Annotated in this window: 27 protein-coding genes, 1 tRNA gene and 1 pseudogene; 5 read left to right on the top strand and 24 right to left on the bottom strand. The window is 40.6% G+C overall.

All coding sequences use genetic code 11. The annotated features are described in order from the left end of the window. Window positions 1-135 precede the first annotated feature (135 nt). Together CEW93_RS09200 and glp are read left to right on the top strand one after the other, a co-directional pair. Window positions 136-1,227 (top strand): peptidylprolyl isomerase, encoded by a 1,092-nt coding sequence (locus tag CEW93_RS09200; RefSeq protein WP_089540960.1) that lies wholly within the window; start codon window positions 136-138, stop codon window positions 1,225-1,227. A gap of 1 nt (window position 1,228) precedes the next feature. Then, window positions 1,229-2,515, top strand: coding sequence for a gephyrin-like molybdotransferase Glp (gene glp / locus CEW93_RS09195; RefSeq protein WP_089540962.1), 1,287 nt, complete (start codon window positions 1,229-1,231; stop codon window positions 2,513-2,515). Between the two features lie 91 nt (window positions 2,516-2,606). On the opposite strand, the gene CEW93_RS09190 is transcribed toward glp, so the two are convergent. The 12 genes from CEW93_RS09190 to CEW93_RS09135 form a co-directional block, all read right to left on the bottom strand. Beyond that, window positions 2,607-3,224, bottom strand: a complete 618-nt coding sequence (locus tag CEW93_RS09190) for an ATP-binding cassette domain-containing protein (RefSeq protein ID WP_089541036.1) — start codon at window positions 3,222-3,224, stop codon at window positions 2,607-2,609. Window positions 3,225-3,226: 2 nt separating this feature from the next. Next, a complete protein-coding gene (modB, locus tag CEW93_RS09185) occupies window positions 3,227-3,916 on the bottom strand; it encodes a molybdate ABC transporter permease subunit (RefSeq protein WP_089540963.1) in 690 nt (229 codons plus the stop codon). Then, window positions 3,913-4,698 (bottom strand): molybdate ABC transporter substrate-binding protein, encoded by a 786-nt coding sequence (modA, locus tag CEW93_RS09180; RefSeq protein ID WP_089540965.1) that lies wholly within the window; start codon window positions 4,696-4,698, stop codon window positions 3,913-3,915. The genes modB and modA overlap by 4 nt, the downstream gene beginning before the upstream one ends. 11 nt (window positions 4,699-4,709) lie before the next feature. Next, window positions 4,710-5,204, bottom strand: coding sequence for a molybdenum cofactor biosynthesis protein MoaE (locus CEW93_RS09175; protein WP_089540967.1), 495 nt, complete (start codon window positions 5,202-5,204; stop codon window positions 4,710-4,712). A gap of 1 nt (window position 5,205) precedes the next feature. Beyond that, window positions 5,206-5,457, bottom strand: coding sequence for a MoaD/ThiS family protein (locus tag CEW93_RS09170; protein ID WP_089540969.1), 252 nt, complete (start codon window positions 5,455-5,457; stop codon window positions 5,206-5,208). Beyond that, window positions 5,447-5,938 (bottom strand): cyclic pyranopterin monophosphate synthase MoaC, encoded by a 492-nt coding sequence (moaC, locus tag CEW93_RS09165; protein ID WP_089540971.1) that lies wholly within the window; start codon window positions 5,936-5,938, stop codon window positions 5,447-5,449. Before moaC ends, CEW93_RS09170 begins: the two co-directional genes overlap by 11 nt. After that, a complete protein-coding gene (locus tag CEW93_RS09160) occupies window positions 5,931-6,518 on the bottom strand; it encodes a molybdenum cofactor guanylyltransferase (protein WP_089540973.1) in 588 nt (195 codons plus the stop codon). Before CEW93_RS09160 ends, moaC begins: the two co-directional genes overlap by 8 nt. A 67-nt stretch (window positions 6,519-6,585) precedes the next feature. Then, a complete protein-coding gene (moaB, locus tag CEW93_RS09155; protein WP_089540976.1) occupies window positions 6,586-7,155 on the bottom strand; it encodes a molybdenum cofactor biosynthesis protein B in 570 nt (189 codons plus the stop codon). 38 nt (window positions 7,156-7,193) lie between these two features. Further along, window positions 7,194-7,871, bottom strand: a complete 678-nt coding sequence (locus CEW93_RS09150; protein ID WP_089540977.1) for an MOSC domain-containing protein — start codon at window positions 7,869-7,871, stop codon at window positions 7,194-7,196. 61 nt (window positions 7,872-7,932) lie between these two features. Next, window positions 7,933-9,018, bottom strand: coding sequence for a GTP 3',8-cyclase MoaA (gene moaA / locus CEW93_RS09145; protein ID WP_089540979.1), 1,086 nt, complete (start codon window positions 9,016-9,018; stop codon window positions 7,933-7,935). Between the two features lie 152 nt (window positions 9,019-9,170). Continuing rightward, entirely contained in the window at window positions 9,171-9,827 is a 657-nt protein-coding gene (narL, locus tag CEW93_RS09140) for a two-component system response regulator NarL (RefSeq protein ID WP_089540981.1), read from the bottom strand. A 7-nt stretch (window positions 9,828-9,834) separates the two neighbouring features. Further along, window positions 9,835-11,805, bottom strand: coding sequence for a type IV pili methyl-accepting chemotaxis transducer N-terminal domain-containing protein (locus CEW93_RS09135; protein ID WP_089540983.1), 1,971 nt, complete (start codon window positions 11,803-11,805; stop codon window positions 9,835-9,837). A 308-nt stretch (window positions 11,806-12,113) separates the two neighbouring features. Between CEW93_RS09135 and CEW93_RS09130 the strand changes: the two genes are divergently transcribed. After that, complete coding sequence (locus CEW93_RS09130; protein ID WP_089540985.1) at window positions 12,114-13,385, top strand: nitrate/nitrite transporter; 1,272 nt, start codon at window positions 12,114-12,116, stop codon at window positions 13,383-13,385. A gap of 20 nt (window positions 13,386-13,405) precedes the next feature. Continuing rightward, complete coding sequence (locus CEW93_RS09125; protein ID WP_089540987.1) at window positions 13,406-14,752, top strand: NarK family nitrate/nitrite MFS transporter; 1,347 nt, start codon at window positions 13,406-13,408, stop codon at window positions 14,750-14,752. Window positions 14,753-14,814: 62 nt separating this feature from the next. On the opposite strand, the gene CEW93_RS09120 is transcribed toward CEW93_RS09125, so the two are convergent. The 10 genes and pseudogenes from CEW93_RS09120 to CEW93_RS09085 form a co-directional block, all read right to left on the bottom strand. Beyond that, complete coding sequence (locus CEW93_RS09120; protein ID WP_089541037.1) at window positions 14,815-15,606, bottom strand: HesA/MoeB/ThiF family protein; 792 nt, start codon at window positions 15,604-15,606, stop codon at window positions 14,815-14,817. Between the two features lie 343 nt (window positions 15,607-15,949). Beyond that, a pseudogene (locus CEW93_RS09115) lies at window positions 15,950-16,622 on the bottom strand (IS1595 family transposase). Between the two features lie 425 nt (window positions 16,623-17,047). Next, window positions 17,048-17,284 carry a hypothetical protein gene (locus tag CEW93_RS09110; protein ID WP_089540991.1) on the bottom strand — a complete coding sequence of 79 codons (237 nt, stop codon included), beginning with the start codon at window positions 17,282-17,284 and terminating at the stop codon, window positions 17,048-17,050. Between the two features lie 91 nt (window positions 17,285-17,375). Continuing rightward, complete coding sequence (locus CEW93_RS10925) at window positions 17,376-17,525, bottom strand: DUF4113 domain-containing protein (protein WP_222432742.1); 150 nt, start codon at window positions 17,523-17,525, stop codon at window positions 17,376-17,378. Then, a complete protein-coding gene (locus CEW93_RS09105; RefSeq protein WP_222432741.1) occupies window positions 17,525-18,379 on the bottom strand; it encodes a hypothetical protein in 855 nt (284 codons plus the stop codon). Before CEW93_RS09105 ends, CEW93_RS10925 begins: the two co-directional genes overlap by 1 nt. Continuing rightward, window positions 18,379-18,630 carry a hypothetical protein gene (locus CEW93_RS10920; RefSeq protein WP_222432740.1) on the bottom strand — a complete coding sequence of 84 codons (252 nt, stop codon included), beginning with the start codon at window positions 18,628-18,630 and terminating at the stop codon, window positions 18,379-18,381. The genes CEW93_RS09105 and CEW93_RS10920 overlap by 1 nt, the downstream gene beginning before the upstream one ends. After that, a complete protein-coding gene (locus tag CEW93_RS09100; RefSeq protein WP_089540993.1) occupies window positions 18,630-19,244 on the bottom strand; it encodes a LexA family transcriptional regulator in 615 nt (204 codons plus the stop codon). Before CEW93_RS09100 ends, CEW93_RS10920 begins: the two co-directional genes overlap by 1 nt. Window positions 19,245-19,376: 132 nt before the next feature. Beyond that, entirely contained in the window at window positions 19,377-19,670 is a 294-nt protein-coding gene (locus CEW93_RS09095; RefSeq protein WP_089540994.1) for a hypothetical protein, read from the bottom strand. Window positions 19,671-19,680: 10 nt separating this feature from the next. After that, window positions 19,681-20,868 (bottom strand): Arm DNA-binding domain-containing protein, encoded by a 1,188-nt coding sequence (locus CEW93_RS09090; protein ID WP_089540996.1) that lies wholly within the window; start codon window positions 20,866-20,868, stop codon window positions 19,681-19,683. A 9-nt stretch (window positions 20,869-20,877) separates the two neighbouring features. Further along, complete coding sequence (locus CEW93_RS09085; RefSeq protein ID WP_049237017.1) at window positions 20,878-21,093, bottom strand: hypothetical protein; 216 nt, start codon at window positions 21,091-21,093, stop codon at window positions 20,878-20,880. A 141-nt stretch (window positions 21,094-21,234) separates the two neighbouring features. Here CEW93_RS09085 and CEW93_RS09080 point away from each other — a divergent pair, with 141 nt between their 5' ends. Beyond that, a complete protein-coding gene (locus CEW93_RS09080; protein ID WP_089540998.1) occupies window positions 21,235-21,453 on the top strand; it encodes a helix-turn-helix transcriptional regulator in 219 nt (72 codons plus the stop codon). 304 nt (window positions 21,454-21,757) lie between these two features. Here CEW93_RS09080 and CEW93_RS09075 read toward each other — a convergent pair. Both CEW93_RS09075 and CEW93_RS09070 read right to left on the bottom strand, forming a co-directional pair. Then, window positions 21,758-21,833 (bottom strand) — tRNA-Gly (locus CEW93_RS09075). 124 nt (window positions 21,834-21,957) lie between these two features. After that, window positions 21,958-23,133: an anhydro-N-acetylmuramic acid kinase gene (locus CEW93_RS09070; RefSeq protein ID WP_089541001.1), complete on the bottom strand. Its 1,176-nt coding sequence runs from the start codon at window positions 23,131-23,133 to the stop codon at window positions 21,958-21,960. Between the last annotated feature and the right edge of the window lie 141 nt (window positions 23,134-23,274).

Genomic DNA, 23,274 nt, shown 5'->3' with positions numbered 1-23,274 from the left:
TTTGGTCGCTTATCCGCCCAAAGAAGTATGGCAAAGATAAAAGTTATCCTTGATAATATTGCTATCTGATTTTAAAGCAATACATTGCTGTCTTGTTTCGAACTTAAATTTTAAAATTTGTGTCAAGGTGATCTTATGACTGTCAGCACCTTTAATCCTAATTCAAGCCAAACGCCATCGCCAAAAGAAGCGTCACATGGCTGTGGCGGTGGTCATTGTACTTGTAGCGGTGAGCCTGCCAAAGCAGATGGTCATGATAAAATTACTCAAGAAATTCAAGAATTTACACCGCTTGGATTGATTGAAGATGATGATGGTATTCGTATCATGCCTACTAGCGATGATTTGACCAAGCCGTCATCGGACGCTGAATTTATCAAAAAAGCCTTGGCGGAAGAAAATAGCAATCACAGTAATTTGATTGCATCTAGTCGCCAAAGTCTGCCCAATATCAGTATCAATGGGGTCGCCATCGACCCAAAAGCCATCGCCAGCGAAGCCCAATATCACCCTACCGATAGCCAAGAAGAGGCTTTGTATTTGGCGGCTCAAGCCTTGGTGGTGCGTGAGCTGTTACATCAGGCGGTGTTGGCTCACCCCAATCTTGGTAAACAGGCATGGGCGGACGATGAAGAAAAAGCAATCGCCAAGCTATTACAATGGCAAGTGGATGTCAAAACCCCTCAACAATCCGCCTGTGAGCAGTATTATCACAACAATTTGACCAAATTTGTCAGTACGCCTGTCATGTCAGTACGTCATATTTTGATGGCAGTACCGCCAGAAGAAGGCGATGAGCGTCTAGAACTCAAAAAACAAGCCAGTCAACTGATCGCTAAGCTACAAAATAGCACTAACCGTGATGCTGATTTTATTGAATTGGCTCGCCAATATTCATCTTGCCCATCCAAAGACAATGGCGGTGAGTTGGGAATTTTGTACAAAGGGCAAACCGTACCTGAATTTGAAAAAGTGGTCTTTGCTCTTGATGTCGGCGTGGGCGTCAACCCCATAGAAACTCGCTATGGCGTGCATATCGTAGAAGTGCTATCCAAGCAAGATGGCAAACAGCTTAGCCTTGATGAGGCCTTGCCGATGATAGAAAACCAGCTCAAGCAACAATCTTTTCATCATGGCTTGTGTGATTATTTGTTTGAATTAAGCCAAAAAGCCGATATTGTCGGCATCCAATTACAAATGAATGAAGAAAATGTCTATCGGGGGTAGTATGATTGGGGTAGATGAACTAAAAAACCAAATAGCCAAACGTATCCAAGACTATGTCAATCATGACAACCCTATGGCTACTCGTACAGTGATCAGTATAGGCCTTGATAAGGCGGTGGGTCATGTCTTGGCTAGTCAGGTGGTAGCAAGTTTTGATGTCCCCCGCCAAAACCTATCGGCGATGGACGGTTTTGCCTTTGGGGTGAGGAGCCGTCTTGATAATAATGCTCGCCTAGAGATTATCGGGGAGTCGTGTGCAGGCGTGCCTTTTGTTGGGCAGATTTTGCCCAATCAGGGGGTGCGGATTTTTACGGGGGCGGTCGTGCCAGATGGCTGTGATACGGTGGTTATGCAAGAAAATACCGATTTTGAGACTATCAAGCGCACGCTAGATAAGCACCAAGCTTATCACATTACTTTGACCAAACCTGCCAAAATTGGGGCAAATATCCGTCATCAAGGCGAAGAAATCCAGCAAGATGAATTACTGCTTAGCCCCAACAAACGCCTAACCCCTAGCGATATTAGCTTGCTTGCGAGCATGGGCGTGGAGCAAATCAAGGTATTCAAGCCACTGGTGGTGGGGCTGATTGCCACAGGCGATGAGTTGGTGGCGATAGGTGAGCCTTTGGCACATTTGGCTCAAATTTATAATTCTAATACCCCTACGCTCAAGGCATTATTGGCAAGATTGCCCATTGTACTGCATGATTATGGTATTATCAAAGATGACTTACAGGCGACGACTGATGGTATCAAACGGGCGATTGATGAGTGCGATGTCATCATCTCTAGTGCAGGCGTGTCGGTGGGCGATTATGATTTTTTGACACAAGCTGTTGATAAGCTTGGCAAAATTAATCATTACAAAGTCGCCATGAAACCTGGTAAACCCTTTGTTTTTGGGGAATTTAAACGTACTGATGGGCAAGTGGTGCTGTATTTTGGGCTACCAGGTAATCCTTTGTCCACGGTGGTGGGCTGTCTTAACTTTGTCCGTCCTGCCCTATGGCAGATGGTGGGGGCGGATGTACCGACCACGCTACGCCTAAACGCCAAAACCACGCACACCATTCACAAAAATGCAGGTAGAAAAGAATATCAGCGGGGGTTTTTTGAACAAAAAGCCGATGGCGAGCTGGTGGTAACGCCTGCTGTCGCCCAAGACTCGCACCGTATCAAACAGCTAGCGTATGCCAACTGCCTAATCGTTCTTGATGAGAATAACACAGGTGTGGCGGTCGGTAGTGAAGTGGTGATTGAACCATTTGATTGGACATTTGGATAAGGTTAAAGAAAAGCCTAAATAAACTTGGATAAGCCCAAAACACCCAATAGCTAAGCTTGGCTTTTGGGTGTTTTTATGGTTTTGGTGTATGCTAAAGGTGATAAATCTCATCGGTGAGTTGTTTGATTTCGTCCTTGTCGTGGCTGACATAAATCATAGGAATGTGAGTGCTGGCGATAATTTCTTGAAAAAACGGCAAAATTTCTTGTTTGTGCATGCTATCAAGTGCCGATAAAGGTTCATCCAAAAGTAGCAGTTTAGGGGAGTATAACAAAGCACGCCCCAAAGCTACTCGCTGCTTTTCACCACCAGACAGTTTGTTTGGCAGACGGTGGATTAAATGACCAACTTTAAGTAGCTCAATAATCTCATCAGGATGAAACCGTCTTTCATTTGGATGAATATTTTGATAACCATAGGTTAAATTTTCTATGACAGTTTTGTGCGGAAAAAGTTGAGCGTCTTGAAAAACCATTCCAACACGGCGATTTTGAATGCTAAAATTAATATGGGTATTGCTATCAAACCAAGTTTGTTTGTTGATGATGATTTTGCCTACTTGGGGGGTTTGAATGCCTGCAACAGCATGAAGTATGCTGCTTTTACCTGAGCCTGATGCTCCAAACAAACCCACCACTTGTGCATTTGAGTATAAATTGACATCAAGATTAAACTTTCCCAAAGTCAGATGGAAATCACATTCAAACATACTCATTGGATCAGCCTGTTTCTTTGAGTTCGATTATACCATTGAGCAGTCCACATTGCTATAAATGCTACGCTGATACTAATTATCATTAAGCGCATTATCTTATCATCGCTGTTTGGTTGTTGTAATAGGCTATAAATGGCCAAAGGTAAGGTGCGAGTTTGTCCTGCAATATTTCCTACAAAAGTAATGGTCGCGCCAAACTCTCCTAAGCTACGACAAAAAGCAAGCATTGCACCGATCAAAATACCATTTTTTGATAAAGGTAAAGTAATCCCAAAAAATATCTTAAGTCGACTTGCACCCAAGGTCATGGCGGCGATCTCAAGCCGTCTGTCCACCAGCTCGATCGCTAAACGCACTGACTGCACCATGAGCGGAAAGCCCATAACGCTGCTTGCTAGAACCGCACCTTTCCAGTTAAAGGCAACCTCAAACCCTAAAGCAGATAAATGACGACCGATAACACCTTGATTACCAAAACTGATAAGTAACAAATAGCCTGGTACGACAGGGGGGAGTACCAATGGCAAAAACACTAAAGTTTCTACTAAAGATTTTCCCCAAAATTGCTTGCGAGCTAACCAGTATCCCACTCCTATTGCAGGTACCAAAGTAATGCTTAAGCTAAATAAAGCGATTTTACAGGATAGATAAACAACTTGCCACTCATCGTGGGTTAGGCTAATCATGGCAATACTTCAAAACCGTATTTTTTATAAATGGTTATTGCGTCAGCACTCTGAATAAAATCATAATATGACTTGATATTGAGATTATTCTGATGATCATTTTTAATCATCGCTAAGGGATAGGTAATTGGACGATGACTATCTTTGGGAAATATGGCGACAATCTGAACAGTGTTTGCTATGGTGGCATCACTTAGATAGACCACACCAAGCTGACACTCACCTCTATGAACAAAGTTTAAAGCAGAGCGTACATCTTGGGTTTCCACCAATTTATCTAAAAGACCATCCCATATACCCAAATAGGTAAAAGCTTCTTTGGCGTATTTGCCAACAGGCACGCTTTGGGGATTGCCGATACAAAGTTTGCCTTGAAAAAGATGAGGGTCAAACAATCCATTTTCTGCAACATTCAGTGGAACTGGCTTATCTTTTGGAGTAATAAGTACCAAACGATTGGTCAATAAATTTTTTTGGCTACCCTCGACCAAATAATTTTTGTTTGCCAGATTATCCATCCAAGTGGTATCTGCCGATAAAAATACTTCAGCAGGCGCACGACTTTGTATTTGTTTAGCAAGTGTACCTGAAGAGGCGTACGAGGTATGTACGACAGTATCATACTGTTGCTGATATAATGCATTAATCTCATCTAGGGCATTTGATAGGCTGACCGCAGCATAAACGGTCACAGTCTGCGCTTTGGTTGAAGGATCCTGACTGCATGCACCTAAACTTGATAAAACTAACAATATTAATATGCTAAAAAAGAATTTTTGCATAATTTTTTGACCTAACCGTTATTAGAAAGCCATAAGCTTTCCTGACTATCCGTATAAAACTCCTGTTTCCAGATAGGAATCTGTGCCTTGATGGCGTCGAGCAACCACTGACAAGCTTCGAAGGCAGGATAGCGATGATGAGCGCTAACGCCTATCCACACCGCCATATCGCCTATGTTCAGATCACCGATGCGATGCATGGCGATGGCATTTTCAATTTTAAAACGTTGACAGGCTTCACTGATCAATAGCTTTCCTTGATTAAGTGCCAATGCCTCATAACCATAATAGGTGAGCTTCTCTACCGGGCGGCTGTTGTTATGGTTTCTCACCCAACCTTCAAAGGTCACTAAAGCTCCACAGCGGTCATCAAGCAGACCTTTTTTTAGTTTCTTGTCATCGATAGCGATGTCCAATAGGGCGAATCCATCAGTGATTGCTGCATGATAGGCAGCCTCATGGCTTAAGGTGATTTTTGATGAGCTTTGATGTAGTTTTTGAGCCATATTAGCCTCCAGCGACAGGTGGAATGAAGGCAATGATATCACCATTGCTAACTTTAGTCTGCCAACTGGCAATCTGATGATTGACAGCAACCGCCAATTCATCTTGTGTTAATTTAAAATCGTATTTACTTGATAAATCAGAATAAATCTTATTAAGGCAGTGATGCGAGGTCGTTAAAATTTCTTCATCTATACCTGCCTGTTCGGCAAGACTGGCAAAATATAATACAGTAACAGTTAAGTTATTTGGCATAATCAGATTTCCCTCCAGTTTTATTTAATAGACAAACATCGGTAATGATAATGTCTTGGCTCATTGCTTTGGTCATGTCATAGATGGTCAGACAAGCTACTGATACTGCTGTTAAGGCTTCCATTTCTACACCAGTTTTGTGAGTAACCTTGACAGCTGCTGTCACAACGATGGCACATTTTGCATCATTATATTCAAAGCTTAGCTTGACACTATCAAGGGGTAACTGATGGCATAAAGGGATTAAATCGCTGGTCTTCTTGGCGCCCATAATGCCTGCAATGTGAGCTGTTTGGGTAATTGACCCTTTTTTTGTCATGCCATCAGTGTTTTTGATGGCTAAATAGATGTTTGAAGGAAAAATTACCTGAGCGCTTGCGGTGGCACTGCGCTGGGTTGCTATTTTGGTTGAAACATCAACCATGCTAATATCACCATTGGCGTCTAGATGAGTTAGGGTGCGGTGATCTAAATCAGTCATAAAAATTTTCCAAAGCTAAGGCAAATTCACTAGGTGTATTAAAGTTGGTCAAAGAGTGTAAATCATCATTAAGATCAAAAGTTTGGCGGTCAACAAGGTCTAAAAATTGCATGACTGAGCGACCACCCTGAGCCAGAAAATCAAGTAATATTGGTAGAATACTGGTGTGGTAAACCCCTAATAAGGGACAGTCTTTTTTTGCGTATAGATAGCCAACTTGAGCACTGGTAAACTTTAATATATCAGCAATTTTATCAATGGCTAGCAAATGATCGCAGCTAACAGTCAAAATATAACCTTTGCTTTCTACCGCCTGTAAGCCAGCAGCGATGCCGGATAAAGGACCTGCACCTTTCCCTGAATCATTGCAAGGCAAATAATCTTTAAGTGGCGTAATGAGTGGATCATGCACACAATTTTTACCATTATCTGCCAAAAAAATGGGTAAGTTTAATTTTTTGGCACAAGCGATATGAAAATCAAGTACCGTACTTTTGTTAGGTAGGGCAAGCTGTGCTTTGGGTTGTCCCATTCGAGTTGACTCTCCCCCTGCTAAAATTAAGACAGCGCATAAATTCATGGCTTAATTCCGATGTTAAGCATCATATTATAGTTACCATTAAACCGAGAATCCAAATCTGCCACTATTAGCCATGCGATGGATTTTGACGCATTAAATGTGGTACAAAGTTACAAGGACGAGTTCGGTTATCCAGCTGCTGTTTGATAATACCCTCCCAGCCTGTTCGACATGCTCCTGTTGATCCTGGTAAGCAAAAAATTACTGTGTTGTTTGCCATGCCTGCCACTGCTCTAGATTGTAGGGTTGACATTCCGATTTCGCTATGAGATAAGTATCTAAACATTTCACCAAAGCCTTGCACTTCTTTATCAAATAGCACGCCGACTGCTTCTGGCATGTTATCACGATGATAAAAACCTGTACCCCCTGTGGTAATAACGGCATGAATGCGTTCATCAGCGATCCATGCACTAATCACTGCACGGATTTGATAAATATCATCTTTGGTCAGCTTGCGGTCAACCAATACATGACCTGCCTCCACTAGGCTATCTACCAAGAATTTTCCTGAAGCATCTTCGTCCAGTGTGCGCGTATCAGATACCGTTAGTACAGCGATGTTTAAGGGAGTAAATGGTTTATCGGATTTTTTGGCTTGTGGTTGATGATTAGGGTCATTACATAAGTTACACATAAGATGTCCTGTGGGTTAATTAAAGTATCAAATCAAAGTTAAGGTCTTAGGGTTTTATTAAAAATTTTTTGTTTCCAGCTGCTCTCAAGGCAATCAATGTTCAGCCACTGATTGGCAGTAGCGGCATCGATTTTGCTTTTTTGATTCACTATTTGCCAAAGAGTGTGCAAAGTGGCGTATTCAAAAGGGCGTTCGATGAGGTAGACGGATAAGTCAGGCTTAATGATGCCTGTTTTGACCACTTGATAATACCACCCAGCAATGCCTTGATGACTAACAAAAGAAGATATGTTTGGAGTGTTTAATCGATCATTGATCTTATAACAAGGACGGCGAGGCTGCACCAGCTGAAGCTGTACGCAATCATCTGCATCACCGAATTGATAGATATCGCCAATGCATACCGAGCGTTCGTCCATCGGTATCTTATCGGTAATGAAGGTTAAATTTTCTCCGAGTGAGCCAACAGGGACGTTCAAACCAAACGCCTGATTGATGACATCATAGGTAGTGATTGGCATTTGATGCACTGCTTTGAGTGGTCCACCGTGAAATTTATGCTCAGCTTGTTCGTCTGCATCTAGACCCAGTAAATCAACTTTCATGCTGCCATCAATGGGAATTTTATTAATAGCACTCACGCCACGCACAAACGGCTCAATTTTACCTGTACGTACGGTGGTCAGAGTGCCAATAAATTTAGGTAGAGTATTCATTTCCTGCCTCATTATGTACTGATGGTTTCAGCAATCAGTGAAATAACCGATCAATCACACTTTAGCCGCCTACCAAGGATAAATTATGCATCATGCCGCTGTCGGCAGAGTGCAGGTGATGATGTTCAGGTTTGATAGGCATTAAGGCTTGTAAAGCTTGAATGAGCCCTTGGGTGTCACCTTGTGTCAGATAAGGACGAATGTCGTAATTTTGGCTATCAAACAAGCAAAGATGCACTTGACCTTGACTACTAACACGCAGGCGATTGCAATGATCACAAAATTTGGGTGAATAAGGTTCAATCAGACCAATTTTACCGACATAATCAGGGTGGCTGTATTCAGTTGCAGGTCCACCATCCGTTGCACGCATTTGAGCTCTCCAACCGTGCTTGATTAAATAGGTTTTGATATACTGACTGCTAGTATGTTCGGCAAAAAACAGTTGGCTATTATCTGATGTTTGCATAAATTCAATGAAACGGTAAGTAATGGGGCGATCTTTGACAAAGTCCAGTGCTGCCATAAGATTGTCATAGGCGGTATGTGCCATCAAAATACCGTTGAGTTTTAGGGTGATGCTAGTTGAGTATAAGAGTTTATCAATATCACGAAGTAGAGCAGGCAAGCCATCATATCCTGTAATTTTATGAAATGTTGTGGGGTTAAAACTGTCAATACTTAGATTTAATTTATCCAAGCCTGCATCATGCCAAGCGGATAGATGTTTGCCTAATTTATAGCCATTGGAGCTGATACACGCGGTCTTGATACCCTCTGTATTTTTGATGAGTCTGATCAAGTCAGGCAAATCATGGCGTATAGATGGCTCACCCCCTGTCAGACGAACTTTGGTGGTGCCAAGAGCAGCAAATCCTGCCAATAAAGTAGCAATTTCTTGTTGTGTCAGCTCGTTATTAGGACGTTTGCCTTGATAGCCATTAGGTAGACAATAATTACAACGAAAATTACAAAAATCAGTGATGGAAAGTCTAAGATAGGTTAGTTTACGCTGAAAGTTATCAGTCAATTTTTCTGTTGAGTTGGATGTTGCTAGGGTAAACTCATTGCCATAAAATACCGTGTCAAAACAATCCGTCGCTTGGTGGGCTGGCTGCGCCGGTTGGAATAATAAAGAGTTTTTCATGACAATAACTTATGGGCGTTGCCTCGGTGATGAATGTATTACAACTATAACAAAAAATACCCAAGCTCCCTATAGCCACATGGTTAAAATTTTTTGACATTCTCTACTACTTTGGATGTATGTGTCACTACAATGCTTGATTATTTCGCTTATCACTGATAATGACCAACCGCCCAAACGGCAATCTCAACGCGCGTACGCAGGCCAATCTTACCAAGAATGTGTTTGACATGAACTTTAACTGTGGATTCAGCAATACCAAGCTTGTTACCAATCATCTTATTACTCATCCCTTGAGCAATCATTTTAGCAACTTGGATCTCGCGCTCTGTCAGCTCGTGACTGCTGTCAGTTTTAACAGGTTTGCGCATAGCTTGTGCTAAAATCGGTGCAAGACTTGGACTGATGACTAATTCACCGCGCAAAATCTTACGTATATCAGTAATGATTTGCTCTGGCTCCATATCCTTGAGTAGATAGCCATCAACGCCTAAATGAAGCGCATCTTGAACATCTTTGCTATTGTCTGATACGGTAAATAATAGAACTTTGGTTTGAATACCCAACTCCCGTATTTTTTTGAGCGTTTCAATGCCATTTAAGATAGGCATGGTGTGATCTAAAATCACAAGATCTACAATTTCTTGATTTAGAATATCCAGAGCTTCCATCCCATGGTTGGCTTCAGCAATGACTTGAACATCCTTTTCTAGACTTAATAAATCTGCCAAACCACGACGTAGCATCGGATGATCATCGACAAGAAGAAGGTGTGCAGGATTGGCTGCGGTAAAAATCTTTAAAACCATGTTATTCCTAGTTCTCATAAAATTTAGGTAAAAACCAAATACGCACCAAAGTGCCCTTCGGGGTGTTTTGACTGATATCAAACTCGCCACCCAAACTGTGCGTGCGCTCTTGCATAATTTTTAATCCATGATGCTGTTGTCCATCAATATGCTTTGGTAAACCCACGCCGTCATCACCAATTTCCAGATAAATACGCTGTTCAGTGTCTAAATGTGTTTTTTGATAAAGGCTGACAGTTACCTCTTTGGCGTATGCATGGCGCTGAATATTGGATAATGCTTCACGAATAATTTGTAATAAGTCAATTTGCTCATTAGCGCTTAGATTTTGGCTTAAAATCCGATTATCTAATGTAATATTAAAACCGCCTTTCGCAGAAAATTCATCACAAGCTTGTTCGATGGCATTATCAAAACTGCCCGATTCTATTTTTAAGCGAAAGGTCACGAGTAACTCGCGCAGCTGAATGTAGGCAGCATCAAGCCCTGAACGTGCTTGCCCTAAAACTTGAAGCATGGCTTCAGTATGATCCATGAGCGTATCATTTTGGTTTTGTTGAGCTGCGTCAGAAAGTTGGCGCGCGTGCGTACCTAGCATAGAAAGCTGAATTTTTAGATATGACAATGACTGTGCCAATGAGTCATGTAGTTCGCGGGCAATGGTGTTCCGCTCTTCTAAAAGTATTAATTGATGCTCTTGCTGACGTTGCTTTTGGATGGTGAATACTAGGCTTACTAAACTTGCCAACGTTTGTACAAGTTCTTTGGTAATGGTGACATCATCTTCTTCAGACTGCTGATGAACCATCAGCTCGCCCCAGTAGCTGTTTTGGGTGCTGATTGGATAAATTCTTGTCGTAGATCTGGCTTTAAGAGCGCATTGATCGCAGTTGCCTGTAGAACAAATTTTACTCGACAAAAGATCGGTTTTGCCTGTTTGCAATTCTTCAACAGAGTGACTGTGAATACTAATGCTATCTTTAGATGACACAAGTACAGTGTCATTTTTCAAGAGAGGTCCTGAAGTGCTAGATTCACTTAATTTTAGGTGATCATGCAAGCATAATGTAAACCCAAAACTTGGATTTATTTTTGAAAAATTCTCAAGTAAATGATGTAGCTTAGATAATGTAACGGGCTCTTGATTGAGCTGATTAGAAAAATCATACAATAATTTAAGCAATTGGTTGGCTTGAGTAAGATGGCGAGTTTTGTTTAACACTTCTTGATTGAGCCTGGCTTGATGTTCGCTAATGGTATCTGCCATATCATTGAATGAGTTGCTAAGAGTTTGAAATTCTTGATAGCCAGTTACCAGTGCAGGCACATGATGACCGCGTCTGAAATGCTGCGTACTGTCTATGAGAGAGTGAATGGGTCTTAGTACATTACGCCGAAGCTCGTACATACCTAATAATAGGGTTAATAAGATGATACCAAGCGCAGACATTTGTAATACTTGTTGCCAGTGCTGACGGGTTTCACTGCGAACCTGAATTTTTTTAGTTAGCTCGTTAACTTCTTTAATGTATTTACCAGATGCCATTAATACCGCAGCATTATCATTATTAACTAGAGCAGGTTTTAGCATCTTTAACCAATGGTGTTGAATTGTTTTAGTTTGGCTATCTATCTCGGTGTCCTTATTGCCAGGCATATTCTGATATGCATACAGAACATTCAAACGTGCTTGCATATCATCAATCAATTGCTGATTGATCGATAAGGTTGGATCAAGTTTTAAATGATCATCAATTGGTAAAGTGGTATTGGTTGTTAATAAATAATTAATGCGATAAGTTGCCATCCGAATTGATCCGACAGAGTTGAGCGCTTGAGCATCAGATTTTGATACCCAGGCTAATATTGCTGAAGTGCTAGCTGTGACTGTAGCAAAAAATACAATAACGCCAACTGCTAGCCAAGCACGCACTGAAAGCGATCTGGGCAAAAAGCCACTAAGTCGGTTATTTAACATACATACCCCCAAAAAGCCAAGATCTGCTGTTTGAGTAAAAAATGATTGATTATAATCAGATGTTTAAAAACAAGTTCTTGAAAAATCAGGCAATTATACGCTAATCCTTATGAAGAACGACTACTTCTTAAGTAGTAGTAATCCATATTTTAGACATAAGAGTATCGATTTATGATTGATTTAAATCAACTAATTCAAAAAAATTTCAATTTATTATAGCTTGTGTACTTTTCTAAAGCTGATTTATTTGGAGAGATTTTGAGATCCAAATAAAAGCTGTTTTTAGCATCTTGTAAAAAGAGCCTATCATGACAACAAAATCTACCATTGTACTCATCTCATCGACCGTCGCATTTACGGTATGTTTTATGATTTGGATGATGTTTGCTGTTTTGGGCATTCCTATTCAGCAGGCACTTGATTTAAATGAAACTCAATTTGGACTACTTGCCGCCACGCCTGTTTTGACAGGTTCACTGGTTCGTTTACCGCTGGGTATCATGACGGATAAGTATGGCGGGCGCATTGTATTTTTCGTCTTAATGTTAGCGACAGTATTACCTATCTTTTTAATGGGGTATGCTGATCAATATTGGCAATTTTTGTTATTAGGCTTGTTTGTTGGTTTGGCAGGTGGATCCTTTTCAGTAGGTATCGCCTATGTAGCCAAGTGGTTTGAGACAGACAAGCAAGGCTTTGCCATGGGTGTATTTGGCGCAGGTAATGCAGGTTCAGCGATTACCAAGATGATTGGCCCTGCCATTATTGCTGTAGGGGCTTCCACAGCGGTCAGTGCTGCAGAAGGCTGGCGTTTTTTACCTAAAGTTTATGCAGGTATTATGCTGATTACTGCCATTGGTTTTTGGTTTTTTAGTTATGATAATAAAACACATCGTACTGCCAGTAATGCCACTCTTGCCAGTCAACTGGCTGTTTTAAAGGATAAAAATGTTTGGCGTTATAGCCAATACTATTCGATCGTTTTTGGCGGCTATGTGGCACTGGCGCTTTGGATGACCAAGTATTATGTCGGAGAATATGGTTTTAGCCTACAAACAGCAGCATTTTTGGCAGCGTGTTTTAGTTTGCCTGGTGGGGTATTGCGTGCACTGGGTGGGTGGCTGTCAGATAAGTATTCGGCACACACAGTCACTTGGTGGGTACTTTGGTCATCGTTTTTGCTGCTATTTGCCTTATCCTATCCTCAAACATTCTTGACCGTTCAGACAGTTGAGGGGGAAAAAAGCTTTTATATTGGCTTAAATGCCACCGTCTTTACTGTATTGATTTTCTTGCTAGGTATTGCCTTTGCTATTGGTAAGGCATCGGTATTTAAATATTTGTCTGATGAATACAAGGATAATATGGGTGCAGTATCAGGTGTTGTGGGCTTGGCAGGGGGTCTTGGTGGCTTTATTCTACCGATTATGTTTGGTGCCGCTGTAGATATCACAGGCATTCGTTCATCGGCATTTATGATCATGTTTGGTGTGGTGTGGGTGAGTTTGATTTGGATTTATTTATCAGAGGTCAAGCCAAAAATGGAACAAGACCATCAATCAAAAACCCTAAAATTATAGCTAATATTTTGGAGACCTAAATGAATAATCAACTCAAAGGTGGTCGTTGTATCAATGACTGGCGTCCTGAAGATGAAACATTTTGGCAAAATGGCGGCAGCCGTGTCGCTACTCGAAATCTTTTTATCTCAATTCCTGCACTATTGCTTGCATTTTCGGTCTGGGTTATCTGGAGCGTGATTGTAGTTCGTATGCCTGAAGTTGGATTTCAATTTGATAAAGCGCAGCTGTCTTGGCTTTTGGCACTACCTGCCTTATCTGGGGCAACCATGCGTTTATTTTATGCGTTTTTAGTACCTGTTTTTGGCGGTCGCCGCTGGACGACACTGTCAACAGCATCTTTGCTTATACCTACAATTTGGTTGGGTTTGGCTATACAAAACCCTGAAACTTCTTTCACCACATTTGCAATCATCGCGCTATTATGCGGTTTCGGCGGTGCCAATTTTTCATCTAGTATGTCTAATATCTCATTTTTTTACCCTAAATCTAAACAAGGTATGGCGTTAGGCTTAAACGCAGGTTTGGGCAATTTAGGGGTATCTGTACTGCAGTTTGTTGTGCCTGTGGTTATTGGATTTTCTTTATTTGGTGCATTGGCGGGAGATGGCCAGGTTACTGAATCTGGTAAAGTTTTATATTTACAAAATGCCGCTTTTGTTTGGGTTATTCCAATTGCTATTATGACTGTACTTGCATGGTTTGGCATGAATGATTTAAGCAACGCCAAAGCGTCATTTAAAGAACAGTCGATCATTTTTCGAAGACAACATAATTGGATCATGTGCATTCTTTACTTGGCAACTTTTGGATCTTTTATCGGCTTTAGTGCGGCGTTCCCTATGGTTATTAAGCAGTCGTTTCCTGAGATCGATCCCCTAAAAGTTGCCTTTCTAGGCCCTTTGGTTGGCGCTCTATTTCGTCCTGTAGGTGGTTGGTTGTCTGATAAGGTTGGCGGTGCGCGCGTCACATTCTGGAATTACATTATTATGACAATTGCTGTCATCGCAGTTATGTTTTTCCTTAAAAATGGTAATTTTACAGGCTATTTTGCTGGGTTTATGTTGCTATTTATCACCACTGGGATTGGTAACGGCTCAACGTTTCGTATGATTCCTGTGATCTTTCGAACCCTGCATGAGCGTTTACATTCCTCCGATGCTATTACACAAGCACGCAAAGAATCCGCCGCAGTTGTAGGTTTTTCGGCGGGATTTGCGGCATATGGTGGTTTTTTTATCCCAAAAATGTTCGGTTCAGGTCTGGGGGTAAATGGCACCTTCCTTGTACTAATTGCATTTTATATTATATGTATCGCTTTGACATGGTGGTATTATTCACGCAGAAATGCCCCATATCCTTGTTAGTATTAAATAAAAAACGGCTTATTGATAAAAGCCGTTTTTTATTATTTCTTCATATTAAATTATTATAGCGCGATAGATTTTTGACAAATAGGGCAGGAGGGGTTTTTGGTAAACTTCATTTTTTGAAAATTGGCACGAGAACCTTGCCATACCATCAGCGTATCTTTTAAGGTATTTTGATCTTTACCGAGAAAATGTAAGGCGATGTCAGCACCGAGTGCACCGATCACCGCCACCGTGCTTGCTAAGATACTAGAATTTGCACAGTTTTGGGCTGCGCTCATTGAAGTGCCAAATAAACATGCATAGCAGCCTGTTTTTCTTGGCTCAAAAAGTGCAACTTGCCCAGTTTCGCCAATGGCGGACAATGAAAGTAGAGCTGTACTGGTTATGATCGAATGGCGGTTAAGCGTTTGGCGAATATCGAAATTATCACTGCAATCAATCCATAAGTCTGATTTAATAGATATTAAGTTTTCTTTTATAGTACCATCATTGAGCGCAATATTATGACTATGGACTGCAGCCCAAGAGTTCTGTTCTATAAGTGCTTGTTTGGCTATTTGTGCTTTTGGTAACCCAATATCTGCTTGAGTGTACAACAGCTGTCTTTGTAAATTACTGTCATCTATCGTATCAAAATCAAATAAATGCACTTCACCCACACCCGCCCTCACTAAAATCGGAGCAACCATACAACCTAGACCGCCCATTCCAATTAGTGAAACGGATGATTGCTTAATTTTAAGTTGTGCTTCAATATCCCATCCGTCTAATAAAATTTGACGACTATAACGCATCAGTTCTGCATCACATAATACGGTTTTGGGGTGGGGTTTGGTATCGGTATTCATCATAGGATATGTATCGAATTATCAAGAAATACAGTTTGCCCAGATTATCGTGTTAGGTCAATACAACTTTTGGGTAAATGATATTGTTGTGAGTTTTAGACAAATGATTTCATAATATATTTTAGAGGGATTATTTTGTGTAGCGAACTACAGACATGATGTTAGATTGCAAAAAAACAATTTGAATAATTTGCTTTAAAAACCCGTTAATGAATTGGATAGTACACTAAAGTTGATGACATACATTTAGACAATTTGATTTAATATTATATTTAATAAATATAACTTATTAGAATATTGGTAAATAACTGATAAAAAATTAGGGACTGTACTAGATAAACCCCTAAATCCCACACCATTTTCTTAACAATCTTAATGGATTGGATGGTGTGCCATAGTTAAATCTAAACTCGCATTCTTTGATAAATAAATGGAAATGCTTTTTGTCAATACCGTTATATTTTCTTAGAATGCGCTTGGATTGCGATCAAAAGTTTTCAATGCCATTAATGTGATTATGATTGTTTGCAAATTCTTTGGAATGATTAATTCTATTTGGAATGATTAATTCTAAAGTGTTTAAAATCACTCACATCTAAAGCATGATAACTTCGATAGCTATCTGTATAAACCACGCTATCAGGTTTGATTTTACTGGCAATAATAGGTAGTAATGTCTTAGCTTTGGTATCTTTAACGCAAGCAGTATAAACCTTACCATTGCGTTTTAAAAGACCAAATACAGCAACTTTGCCAGCAGCGCCACGCCCACGCTTGCCTTTACGAATGCCACCGAAATAGCTTTCGTCTCATTCTACTTCACCATCAAATAATTCACAGGCTTCAAGGTTTCAGTGATACTCAATCACCAAGCGAATTTTATGATAAAACAAAGCGGCTAAATTATGATGTATCTCTAACAAATCAGCAGCTGATCTTGCGGTGACTTCAAGCACAAAGAATTCAAGCAGTTTAACTTGAACTTTTTTACTTAATTTACAACGGGTTATCTTCATAAAACTAGTATAGCATTATTGCTAATCTAGTATAGTCCCATATAAAATACTGTGTCTGTAATACATATAATAATGATTCATTGAAGTAATTGGCATCTGGATAACCGAATAAAAAATAACCATAAATCTCAAATAATATAAAATTAATAAGATAACTTATTTTATTATTTATTGCCAATCTGACTAGTGCAAGCAAAATAAAAATTGGAAATGAAAATATCGGCATTATAATTAGAAAAGCCATCAATCCTTTTAAATTTAAAATAAATTCCGTACCAAAATTATCAAAAAATTTTGGATACATTAAGTAAAAAAATGGAATAATACAAATTGAGTAACAAATCGAAAACCCTGCTATAATCCCCAAAAGAATGTAAAAATAATTTTTTCTTCTCATGGCTTGCACCCCTGTTGTTCAGTATAGCCTAGGTATAGCCTAGAAGTTTGCAACCATATCTAATTCCTGAACTTTTATCCAATATATCTATTCCACCAGATTGGGTTTGCTCTTCTTTGATAAGCTTTCCTGTGTATTTACGATTTTCACTATCCGTCATTTGGTTGGAAAACCATCTAAATAAATTTGCATCGGATAGATACTTTTCATGAATTGGCTGTAGCAAAGTTTGCTCATCACGTAATTGTTTAATATCCCATTGCATGGTATTTGGACAATTATTATACAAAATTACCGTATATCTGCCAGGTGATCAGCTTTTGGTAAAGATTTTATTCACCATCAATATTTATCGCTCAAATCACCGTGAGCGCCTCATCCAATCTGGTGGTAAATCGCTGACTCATCATTGTGCGGCTCATCTGCCAGTCATCAGGCAGGGTTTCGGTCGCAAGTTTGAGTGTGCCTTTGCCGTAAGTGTGGTTGATGCAGTCTAGCGCTTGCATCAGTTGGGGGTTATGGTCATCTGATGCACCAAACAGATCAAACTGATGGCGGCTGATCGGCTCAATGCCACCAAGCTCGATGCCACATTTTTATATCCAAATCCTGGCTGATAAATCTGTTTGAGTAGATGCTGCGCCAGTTTGTTGAGCACCAAATCATCACAGCTGCCCTGTGAAAGGGTCACACATTTAAAGCCGTTATAGTGACGGTTTTGATCAAAGGGGCTGGTTTTAATGAATACACTCAGTAGATGGGCTTTGGTGTTTTGCTCACGCAGCTTTTTGGCGCCAGCACTGATATGATGGCTGATGGCGACTTGCAAGGGAATCAAATCCGTGATGGTTTTGGTAAAGCTTCGGCTTCTGATGATGTGCTTTTTGGCTTCTTCAATCTCAAGAGCTGCACAAGGCTTGCTATTGATTTCTTGCCATGTTCTTTGAGTGACGACATTAAAATGATGTTTGAGTGTCTGCAGGTCAAGATTGGCAAAGTCTAACGCCGTGATCACTCCTAAGGCTTGTAATTTTTTGGCGGTTTGCTGACCAATGCCCCATATTTGCGACACTGGCTCACTGGCTAACGCCCTGGTTTGAACGTCCTTTGACCAATCCGTCCAAACCATCACTCCAGCAAATTGCGGATGTTTTTTGGCCAAATGATTACAAAACTTTGCCAATGTTTTGGTTGGTGCGATGCCAACACAGGTTGGAATGCCTACCCATTGCCAAACCCAGTTTTTAATCTCTTTGCCCAAAGTGTGTAACTTGGCTTGGCTGATGCCTATTAAATCGGCAAAACATTTATCAATGGAGTAAATCTCAGTGGCAGACACCAAGCTTTTGATAGTTGTCATCATGCGCTTTGAGATGTCGCCATACAGCTCATAATTACTTGAAAAGGCGATGACTTGCCACGATGCACCAACTCTTTGATTTGAAAATATGGCACACCCATCTTAATGCCAAGGGCTTTAGCTTCTGCGGTGCGTGCCACCACACAGCCGTCGTTATTAGATAACACCACAACAGCTTTGTTTTTAAGCATGGGCTTGAATGCACGCTCACAAGAGCAATAAAAGCTATTGCCATCAATCAACGCATACATCAGTGCTTGACTCTCATGTCTTTTAAAACATGCATCACCACACCTACAATGGCAAGCTCATCCCCCTCGCCAAAGGTGTAATTTGGATAGTTTGCTTGGCTGCTGCTATTTTCTGAATGCAACTTCACTCCACCTTGCTTTAAAAAATGTAATCGCTTGATGGTATATTGGGCACCTAAGTCTGCCATGACGATATCACGGTGACTGGGGGTCACACTGCGATCAATCACCAGCAGATCGCCTTTGACAATGCCAGCATCAAGCATGGAGTCGCCACCACAGCGCACGATAATGGTTGCTGAACGATTGCGTACTAAGTACTCATTAAGATCAATATAATCTTCAGCATAGCCTTCAGCCGGTGAAGCAAAACCTGCCGGAATGTACTCTAAGGTAAGGGGTATTTGGATCACATCCGCTTTAGGATCGATATGCTGAGCATCCAAAGGCATGCAAGCAAGGGTTTTGATGACGCCATTAAACGGTTTTTGGTGGGTTTTTATGAGCGTATCGACAATCGGTATCAATCCTTTGGGTACACGCTTGACCACAGTTTCACCCATTGGGTGTGGCTTGCGCCCACTGTTTGGACGCTTGCCGCCATAATTACTCATGTCGCATCCTGAAAAAGTAACATTTCAAGATTTTACTGTATTTAATAGGCTTTGTAAAGTCCTCTTTATAAAAATACCGCTTGCATCTTTGCAAACGGTATTTGTTTTAACTAAAGCCATCAATGATAGGTCTTAAAGTGACCCTGCTGGGAATTGTTTAATAAAATCAGCACGTATCTCATCATACACATCGTCATAGCTGCCAGCACTGAATGCTTGAGCATTATCGCTCTCCACCCATGCCATCACCCATCTCCAAACTGCCAGATAGTTATAATAGCAAGGACTTACGTTTAAAAAGTAACATAATCCATGCCCTTCTTGAATGTTTAAATCGACAATTAATTCTTTGGTCAGTCTATTTGCCAGTTGCATATCACTCATTGAAGATAAGTCTTGGCTATCACAAGCGAATACTGTTTGCATTTTGTTTTCCTTAAAAGTGAGTTTGATGATCATATTCAGATTGGGTGTTAAAAAGCATGGCCTCAAAAGCACTGCCATCACGGCGGGTGGCGTTCGGTACATAACGGCTATATACTTTAAATAGCATCATGGTATTAACATGACCCATTTGCCGTGCAATCCATTCAGGTGCTTCTCCTGCCGATAGCCACAATGTCGCAGCCGTATGCCTGGTTTGATAGGCACTTCTTGGCTTTAATCCAAGATTTTTTAGGGTTGGGTGCCAAATACGATGATTGACATTGTGATAATCGAGTGGCTCTCCAGTGTGCGCACAAAAGACAAACTTGGATTTGCCATAGGTGACCTGATACTGTGCTTTTAGCGCTTCATAGACAAAAGGTGACATGATAATCTCACGATTGGATTCTATTGTCTTAGGCTCACTCATCACACCATTAACTAAGGCTTGTCTGACACGGATTTCTTTGCGTTCAAAATCCACATGCTCCCAAGTTAATCCATCAATTTCGCTGGTACGCATACCTGTAAAGAATCGTACGATATAGTAGTTTTTATAATCATCTCGCACACCATGGATGAATTGCCACACTTCATCAATGCTAAACGGCTCAATCTGTGATTTTGGCGTCTTTAATTGCTTAATATCTTCACAAGGATTGTCAAAGTTATAGCGTTTTGACGCTTCTTTTAGTATCATAGTCAATGTGGTCATAATCGCGTTGATTCTGGCTGCAGACAGGGTGTTTTTGGTATTGTTGTAGGTCACTTTGGCGAGGGAACTACGAAATGCCAAGACATCCGACTTTTCAATCATAAATAAAGCCCGATTTGCAAACTTAGGCAATAAATACTTGTTTAAGATAATCGTAATTTTCTCCTGATAAGTTTTACGCCATTCAATCTGCCTTTCTTCAAACCAAAGTTCTACAAACTCTTTAAATAACGGCGTATCACTTTGTAAGCTCAATCGTCGATCATTGAGTGCATCAAAATAGGCAGCTTTATCACTCTTTGGGAAATACTGCTCATAACGAAAACTGCCCAATAAAATCTCCGCTTCCATCTTCTCAAGCACCTTAGCAAGCTTTTTACGATTTGCTGGTGTGTCAGTAAGATTGGTTGTTTCTCGGCAGCGTTTGCCCATATAACGAAAATCGACGATCAGTTTGTTATATCGCTTAGTAATTGTTGCCATATTATTCTCCTATTGTAGTGCCATACCATTAATACTACCCATAATGCTGGTACGCATGTCTTTTTCAATTTGTTCCCAAATATACAAGATCTTGCGACCACCAAATGGTCTGAAGTAATGAATGCCTTCAATCAATACAGAATCCTTCAACTGATTGCGAATAGTACGCTCATCATATTTAATCATCTGCGAAAGCTCTTGAGTGGTGAGATAGGTTTGTGTCATAATATTCTCCATTTGAAGTCGAAAATATAAATATCGAAATTATAAATACTTCTTTTGAATTATTTAATACTTCTATAGAAGTATATTAGCGTATTATATTATTTGATGCAAGTACTTTTTTAGAAAAAATTGGAGTTTTTTATGATTAAAAGCAATTTGCCGGTATTATTGGCACAAAGGCGATTGAAAGTTGCAGATCTGATTCGCATGACAGGGATTAGCAAATCCACAGTGCATAAGATTTACAATGATCAAACAACACGGATTGATTTTGAGACGATTGATAAAATTTGTGAAGCACTAGATGTGCAGGTTGGAGAGATTTTTGAGTATGTGCCAAATTCAGATTTAACCAAATAGGATTGCAAGTGCCAACCATAAGTACTTTAGGATTTGCAAAATGCTTATTGCTGGCAAATTGATTATTTGTACTTAAGATTACAAAAAATGGTACAAAAACGAGCCGGGGTCAAATTGGTAATTTGCACAGTGCACCACAAAGCACCTTTGGTCACCAAAGTGGACACCTTTTGGTCACCATCAAAATCAGTGGTGACCAAGTAAAGAAAAGTGATCACACAACAATAAAGATAAGCAGCCACACAAACCCTTGATTTTAAACAACAAAAAAGCCCAAATCTTTCAATTTGAGCTTTTTAAAATCTGGAGCGGGAAACGAGATTCGAACTCGCGACCCCAACCTTGGCAAGGTTGTGCTCTACCAACTGAGCTATTCCCGCTAATCAGCACTGCTTTATGAGTGCGTATTATATAGAATTTTAACGTTAAGTCAAGCACTTTTTTCAAAAAAATTTTAAAATTTTTTATCTTTTTGATGATTATTTTAAAAATCAATGACTTAAATTAACCAAAGCACACCACCCCAAGCACCACGCCTTTTTGTGCACCCGTTACCGCAGGTAGGTTGCCTGTTTGCATGAGCATACTTTGGCGAGCCAGCCACGCAAAGGCAAGTGCTTCTACCCATGTAGGGCTAATGCCTTGGGTGTCGGTTGTTTGAATGTCAAATGTTGGTAAGTAATGCCCCAAACGTTCAAGCAGATGTTGGTTGTATGCACCACCACCGCAGACATACAGCTTTTTGATATGGCTAAATTTTTGGATTTGTTGGCTGGCTGATAAGGCGGTAAACTCACATAAGGTTGCTTGTACGTCTTGGGCGGTGATTGTAAAATCTGTCAAGATCTCATCAAGCCATGTCAAATTAAATTCTTCTCGCCCTGTGGATTTGGGAGCGGATTTTGCCAAAAATGGGTGAGTCATCAGTGCATCAAGCAAGGTTTGATTAACAGTACCAGATTTTGCCCAGTCGCCATTTTTGTCAAATGGCATGCCCAAATGACGATTTGCCCAGCCGTCCATCAATAAGTTGGCAACGCCTGTGTCATAGCCGATGACTTGGTCTGCTTTGTCATCTAAAACGGTGATGTTGGCAATACCACCCAAATTTAAAACAACCACGCCACGCCCAAATATCGCTTGATGAAATGCAGGCACTAAGGGAGCTCCTTGACCACCAACCGCCATATCACGACGGCGAAAATCACTTACCACGGCAATGCCTGTTCGCTCAGCGATGATATTGGGGTCAATCAGCTGTAAGCTAAACCGCCAATTTGGGCGATGACGTACCGTTTGTCCATGGCAGCCAATGGCGGTAATGTCATCAGCAGTTAGCTTTGTTTTGTTTAGCAGTTCAAGCACCACATCGCTTGCCAGCTCGCCATAGAGCCGACTTGCTAGCCCCCAAAAATCTAGCTCACTAAACTTACTAAATTCTTCTTGTGTCAGTTTCTGCACGACGTTTGGTGTACAAAGCGCGAGCAATATCTGACGAAGCTCATCAGCAAAAGGCGTGCTGTGTGTGGCGATGATGGTTGGTTTGCCGTGTTCATCAAACTGACACAACACCGCATCTAGGGCATCAAGACTGGTGCCGCTCATCATGCCAATATAATACTCTGAGTCATTTGATAGCTCACCAAAGTAATCTGTTGGTGCTTGTGTTAATTGTGTCATTGTTGTTCCTTATATAAAGCATACATTATACTCCAAGTAAAATAGATAGATAAGAGCAGATTGTGTTACATGGATTACATTTTTGGTAACGATTGCAAAGTTGTTCTGGTTTTGGGAAGTGGGCATAATAATTTGTAACAA

Origin of the sequence: Moraxella sp. VT-16-12 (assembly GCF_002224245.2) — a bacterium.
GTDB lineage: Bacteria > Pseudomonadota > Gammaproteobacteria > Pseudomonadales > Moraxellaceae > Moraxella.
The sequence above is the reverse complement of the archived record's forward strand: the minus strand, read 5'-3'. Positions and strand labels throughout refer to the sequence as shown.